General features: G+C 53.6%; 1 protein-coding gene and 1 pseudogene. One reads left to right on the forward strand and one right to left on the reverse strand.

What is annotated here, in order from left to right; genetic code table 11:
* Positions 1–351 precede the first annotated feature (351 nt).
* A pseudogene (locus tag AC2FJ5_RS21330) lies at positions 352–513 on the reverse strand (ArdC family protein); the annotation flags it as partial.
* A gap of 374 nt (positions 514–887) precedes the next feature.
* Between AC2FJ5_RS21330 and AC2FJ5_RS21335 the strand changes: the two are divergent.
* On the forward strand, positions 888–2,090 hold the full coding sequence (locus AC2FJ5_RS21335) for a Fic family protein (RefSeq protein WP_496794519.1): 1,203 nt from the start codon (positions 888–890) through the stop codon (positions 2,088–2,090).
* The last annotated feature ends 192 nt before the right edge of the window (positions 2,091–2,282 follow it).

Consider the following 2,282-nt stretch of genomic DNA (forward strand, 5'->3'; position numbering starts at 1 on the left):
TGTCACAATCGCAAACGCAATGTGCAAAGCTCGCCAGAAATGGGCCATTCAACCTGCCTGAGAAATACAGTTGCTAAATTCTGGCATAGAATCCGAAACGAGAACTTTGGGAATGTGATTAATGACCCAAACCAAGACGCAGTCACGAGGCACTCCAATGCTGCAGTGCTAAGCGGAGCTTGTGAATAATCTGTCCAATGGTGTCGCGAAGGTCCGCTTATCAGCCTAAACGCTGGTCCTTTGCATTCGCAGCGAATTCACACTTTCCGCCCTCCCTACGAAAGTTGCGCGTTTCAACAAAGACATAGTTGGGCTCGAAACTGACCTTCTCGTACCAGCGAAAATGTACCATCAGGCAGCTTGGGCGCCGCCCCCTGCCCTACCCGCCTCTGACCTTACGATCAGATAATCGCAAGTGCGCTTAGCATCAGCCTCATGCTTGAAGATCTCGTTCTTGTCCGAACGCAGGACTTTGAGCCAGCTGTAGAGGTAGGAGGCATTCATCTCGAGCGTAAGGTCGAGATAGCTGATCAGGGAGACGTTGCCGTTACGAGGCAGCTGCTGCAAGCAACATGCGTAAGACACATGATTTCATGAGTGGCCCTTCGGCAGAAATGACAGACCGGAACCCGGCCCGAACCCGTCAGAAGCACCCCAAGGTCCTTCTTCCGTCAGTCATAAACCCCAAAGGACACTTTCACTTTCCGCGGGCCCATTGGCAGCAAACGGGACACTTAGGGTCCAGCACATATACGGATGTCTTTGATTTCGTGGGGCAATTTTGGATCGGCATCCGAGATCGGCAATAAATATCGGCAATTCCTTGCCAGATCTTTGAAAATATGCATATTTATCAATTGCTTTACGACTACGAAGGATCGGCAAAAATGCTCGAAACTCCAGCCAGGATAGAACCTTGCTTCTTCGAAGAGTATATTCCCACTGAATTGGCAGACCTGTCGGTCGATATCCAGAGAGAAGCCACGCAACTAGGACAAGGGTTGCACCCGGATAGTGCAGCGGAACTTGCCGATCTGGTTCGAGTTATGAATTGCTACTATTCGAACCTCATAGAAGGGCACAATACACGGCCGCGCGACATCGAGCGTGCACTTGCTGGCGCAGAGCTCGAAGAAGAGACCCGGCCCCTCGCACTAGAGGCGCGCGCGCATGTCATTGTTCAGCGCGCCATTGACGAGATGCATCGCGAGAGCACCCTGCCCCGGCCTACATCCATTGAGTTTCTGACCTGGGTTCATAAGAGCTTCTACGACGAGATGCCTGATGAGTTTCGGGTGATCGAACATCCCGACGGAACGCAAGAGTCGATCTTTCCGGGGCGCATGCGTCAGGAAGGAGACCGGGAAGTTGCGGTAGGGCGGCACCTACCACCCTCGTCATCACGCGTTGCATCGTTCATGGATCATTTCGACAAACGGTTTCAGATCGCAGATCGATCCTCCAGCGGACGGATTATCGCGATTGCATCCGCGCATCACCGGCTGAACTACATCCACCCATTCCCGGATGGTAACGGGCGCGTCAGTAGATTGATGTCGCATGCCATGGCTCTGAATGCCGGGATCGGTGGTCAAGGCCTCTGGTCCGTCTCGCGTGGACTTGCGCGCGGATTGACTGACCGAGGCGAATACAAGCGGATGATGGATCTTGCTGACAGTCCGCGGCGCGGAGATCGTGATGGGCGTGGCAACCTGTCAGAGACGGCCTTGAAAAGCTTCAGCGAGTGGTTCCTGAAAGTGACTCTCGACCAGATCACATTCTCTGCAAAGCTGTTCGATCTCGGCGGACTGGATAAGCGCTATCGCCGCCTCGTTCAGGATACGATCGATGACAAGCGTGCACCTGATCTGATTGCAGCCGTCCTGCGACATGGGGCACTGGAACGGGGCGATGCCCAAGTCGTGCTCAAGACATCCGAACGTACCGCGCGCAACACACTCAGCAAGTTGACCGCCGCGGGGTACCTAACCTCATCTTTTCCCAAGACACCGGTACGGTTAGCTTTCCCATTGGATTACCGGGAACGTCTTTTCCCCAACTTGTTCGGCGATGGTGATCTGCCTGAATAATGATGGCAGGCAAAGTGGGTACTAACTTGGCAGGCTTGTTGATTGGATATTGAAGGGTGGGGAGGTTGCACATATATTTCAATGTCCACCGCGGTGGACACCTTGATGCGCTACCTAGGTTCCAGACTCATTGATTTACAGCCAGAATAGGACCGTTGCAGCGAGAGCGATGGCCGAGAGGAATACCTTTGG

Source organism: Ruegeria sp. CDSA221 (assembly GCF_059611825.1).